Origin of the sequence: Saccharopolyspora sp. NPDC002686 (genome assembly GCF_040295745.1) — a bacterium.
Taxonomy (GTDB): domain Bacteria; phylum Actinomycetota; class Actinomycetes; order Mycobacteriales; family Pseudonocardiaceae; genus Saccharopolyspora; species Saccharopolyspora oryzae.
On sequence record NZ_JBEOVY010000517.1, the window covers coordinates 1 to 3,730 of the forward strand.

General features: G+C 71.3%; 3 protein-coding genes. 2 read left to right on the plus strand and 1 reads right to left on the minus strand.

The window, feature by feature from the left end:
- The first annotated feature begins 133 nt into the window (after nt 1-133).
- Nucleotides 134-1,168: a tetratricopeptide repeat protein gene (locus ABTZ89_RS36765; protein ID WP_351053670.1), complete on the plus strand. Its 1,035-nt coding sequence runs from the start codon at nt 134-136 to the stop codon at nt 1,166-1,168.
- Between the two features lie 118 nt (nt 1,169-1,286).
- Nucleotides 1,287-2,531, plus strand: a complete 1,245-nt coding sequence (locus ABTZ89_RS36770) for a VanZ family protein (RefSeq protein WP_351053673.1) — start codon at nt 1,287-1,289, stop codon at nt 2,529-2,531.
- 45 nt (nt 2,532-2,576) lie between these two features.
- On the opposite strand, the gene ABTZ89_RS36775 is transcribed toward ABTZ89_RS36770, so the two are convergent.
- A partial coding sequence (locus ABTZ89_RS36775; RefSeq protein WP_351053676.1) for a vWA domain-containing protein occupies nt 2,577-3,730 on the minus strand: 1,154 nt, incomplete at its 5' end.

The window sequence follows — 3,730 nt, forward strand, 5'->3', positions numbered from 1 at the left end:
GGGCCGAGCTCGTCCGGTGGTGCGGGAACGCCCAGCACCGCGTCGTCGGTGAACAGCGCGAGCGCTGATCCGGCCGACCGCTGGTCGACGTTGGCCTCGTACCGACGCCGCCGCGTGGTACGCGGGGATCGCGTTGCTGACCGGCGAGCCGGTGGACCACGTCGAGGCGTGGCGGGACATCGACGATCGCGCCCAGCGCGCCCGGGCCCGCTGGTTCCTCGCGCACGCGCAGTACACGATCGCGGACCTGGCGGCGTCCGAGGCGGCGATCGGCGAACTGGTCGAGGAGTTCACCGCGTTGGAGGACCGCTGGGGACTGGCGGCGGCGCTGAGCGACCGCTCATCGCACCTGATGGCCCGCGGTGACCTCGACGCGGCCTCCCGCGATGCCGAGCGCAGCGCCGAGCTGTTCCGCGCCACCGGTGATCGCTGGGGCTTGGCGCAGGCGTCGTACGCGCTGGGCACGATCGCCGGGATCACCGGCGACTACGCCAGCGCCGAGCGTCACCACACCGAAGCCCTGCGGGGCGCGGAGAGCATCGGCTTGTGGGCGGAGGTGGCCTACCAAACGTCCTGGCTCGGCCGGGTCGCACTGCTCAAGCACGACTACCCGCGAGCGCGCGAGCTGCACGCGCGGTCGATGCGCTTGGCGGCCGAGCGCGGTTTCACGCCTGCCGAGATGTACGCCGAAACCGGTCTAGCGCTGGGGGCGCGCCGCGAAGGGCGCTTCGCCGAAGCCGAGGAGCACCTGCGCCGCGTGCTCGAATGGCACCGCCAGGTGGAGTTCGAGCCGGGCAACACGCTGATCTTCGCCGAACTCGGCTTCCTCGCCGAACAACGCGGCGACCTCGACGAAGCCCGCGAACACCACCTCGCCGCCCACCGGATCGCCCGCAGGATCGCCGATCCCCGCGCGATCGCCCTGACCCTCGAAGGCCTGGCAGGCACCTCGACCGCCCCGGAGCAGGCCGCCCGCCTGCTCGGCGCCGCGGCCGCGGCCCGCGCCTCGGTCGGCACACCCCTTCCACCGGCCGAACGCGACGACGTCGACCGGATCACCGCCGAAGCGCGGAAGCAGTTGTCCCCCAACGACTTCGACGCCGCCTTCGACCACGGGTCAACCCAGTTCCCGGACGGGCTGGACACCCTGCTCCCACCATCTCCCTGACACCTCCGCAGGGCCAAACCGCGTTGTTCCCAACACCTCCACACGTCCCGCGACGGCCGGAAGGTTCACTCAGGACAGTCGGCGGACGGCGAAACCGATGACCGTATAGTCGTGTTCCGTGTCAAGCGTTCACCTGCTGCCCATCAAGACAGCGGCGCTCATCTTCCCGTTGCTCGCGCTCGTCCTGTTCCTGCCCGCCGCGGTGGTCACCTACCGGCGGCACGGCATCATGTCGAGCTGGCGCACGCTCTCCTTCTACAGCTTCCTGTTCTACGCGCTCACCGCGTTCTTCATGACCCTGATCCCGCTGCCCTCGTCGGCGGTGGACGTGTGCGTGAAGTACCGGAAGATGGCGGAGCCGCAGCTGGCACCCGGCAACACCTTCGGCGACATCTGGAAGGAAGCCGGCGGCGAGGTCAGCTTCAGCGCCCTCGTCCTGCACAACGCGGGCGTGTGGCAGGCGCTGCTGAACGTGGTGATGCTGGTGCCGCTGGGCATGTACCTGCGCTACCACTTCAAGCGCGGCTTCGCGGCCACCGCCGCGATCGGCCTGGCGGCATCGCTGTTCTTCGAGTTCACCCAGTACACCGGCGTGTGGGGCCTCTACCCGTGCCCGTACCGGTTGGCCGACGTCGACGACGTGATCACCAACACCGGCGGCGCGATGCTCGGCTGGTGGATGGCCGGTCCGGTGACCCGCTGGCTGCCCGCCCTGGACTCCATCGACGACGAAGCCCTGGCCCGCCGCCCGGTTCCGCTGGGCCGGCGCCTGGCCGCCTTCCTGGTCGACCTGTCGATCCTGCCGTTCGCGATGCTGTTCTGCACCGTGGTGTCCTCGCTGCTCCTAGGCCCGAGCCTGTTCCTCGGCCTGCTGCTGACGCTGGTGGTGTACTACGTCCTGCTGCCCTGGGCCCTCGGCGGCACGCCGGGCAAGAGGTTGCTGCTGCTGAAGCTCGTCGGCCCCGAGGACGAACGCCCCGCACCGTGGCGCCTGCTGGTCCGCGCACTGCTGCTCGCCCTGCCGATGCTGCCGATCGCGGCGACGATGACGGCAGCGGTGCTGGCAGTGCTCAGCCTCCCGGGCGAGATCCTGCTCGGCGGCGCCCACGCCCTGGTGGACGAGCCGGTGGAGGTGCTGCGGACGATCGCCGGCGCGTCCCAACTGCTGCTGATCGCGTTCCTGGTCCTCGCGGCGAGCGGCGTGCTGTTCGTGGTGTTCTGCGTGGCCCTCTACCGCCACCCGAAGCACTACGGCCTCCACGAACTCCTCTCCGGAGTCCACAACAAGGCCCTCCCCCACAAACGAGCCCGCCGCACCCCGACCCCGGAACCGGAACCGACCACCACCATCCCGACCGAGTGATCGAAAGCCGGTCCGCGCAGGTCGGACGGTCACCGGATCGACGGGTCAGCGGCGGCGTTTGGTGCGGAGGTAGTCGCCGACCACGGCGGCACCCAAGCCATCGGCGGAGGGCGCCAGGACCCGGCCGCCGCCACGTCGGGCCAGCAGGTCCACGAAGGCCGCGAGGCGGGGATCTTCGCCGAGCATGAACACGCTCAGCGTGGTGCCCAAGCGGGCCAGGGAGTCCACTTCGGACAAGGTGACCGCGAGGGTGTGCGGGTCCGGCGGGTACTGGAAGACCGCTTCGCCGTCGGGTTCCAGGTGGGCGGTGGGCTCCCCGTCGGTGACGACCAGGACCACCGGTTTGGCGTCCGGGTTCCGGCGCAGGTGGCGACCGGCGAGCAGGAGCGCGTGGTGCAGGTTCGTGCCCTGCTCCCAGACGCCTTCCAGCGCGGCCAGCCCGGCGACGTCCACAGTGGACGCGTAGCGGCCGAAGGTGACCAGTTGCAGCGCGTCGGAGCGGTACCTGGTGGACACCAGGTGGTGCAGCGCCAGGGCGGTGCGCTTCATCGGCACCCAGCGACCGTCCTGCACCATCGACCACGACGTGTCCACGCACAGCACCACGGCCGCCCGCGAGCGCTGCTCGGTTTCGGCGACCTCCAGGTCGGCGATGTCCAGCTGCGGCGACTCCGGCCCTTCGGCCGCGCGGCGCAGCACGGCATTGCGCACCGTCCGCGAGGCGTCCCACGGCTCGGAGTCGCCGTAGCTCCACTGCCGCGTGGTGCCGGTGAGCTCCCCCGCCGCACCCGCGCGGTCGGTGTCGCGCTCACCGCGCCGCGAGCGCAGCTGGGAGACCACCGAGCGCAGCGCGGTTTCGCCGAGTCGCCGCATCGCGCGCGGGCTCAAGCGCAGGCTTCCGTCGGGCGCGCGTTGCAGCATGCCTTGTTCGCGCAACTGCCGTTCGATCTCCGACAACCGCTGGGCGTCCACCACGGCTTGCGGCCCGAGCTGCCGTTCCAGCGCTTCCAGATCGATGTCGGCGAGGCTCGCGCCCGGGTACGACTGCCCCAGCTGCTCGGCCAGCCGGTCCATCTCGCCGAGCTCGGCCATCGCCGCCGTCGCCTCCGCCAGCCCCATCGGCTGGTCGCCGCGGAACCGCGCCCGACCGCTCCAGTCCTCGCCCGGCCGCAACTGCTGCAGCTGCTGGTCCAGCCGCT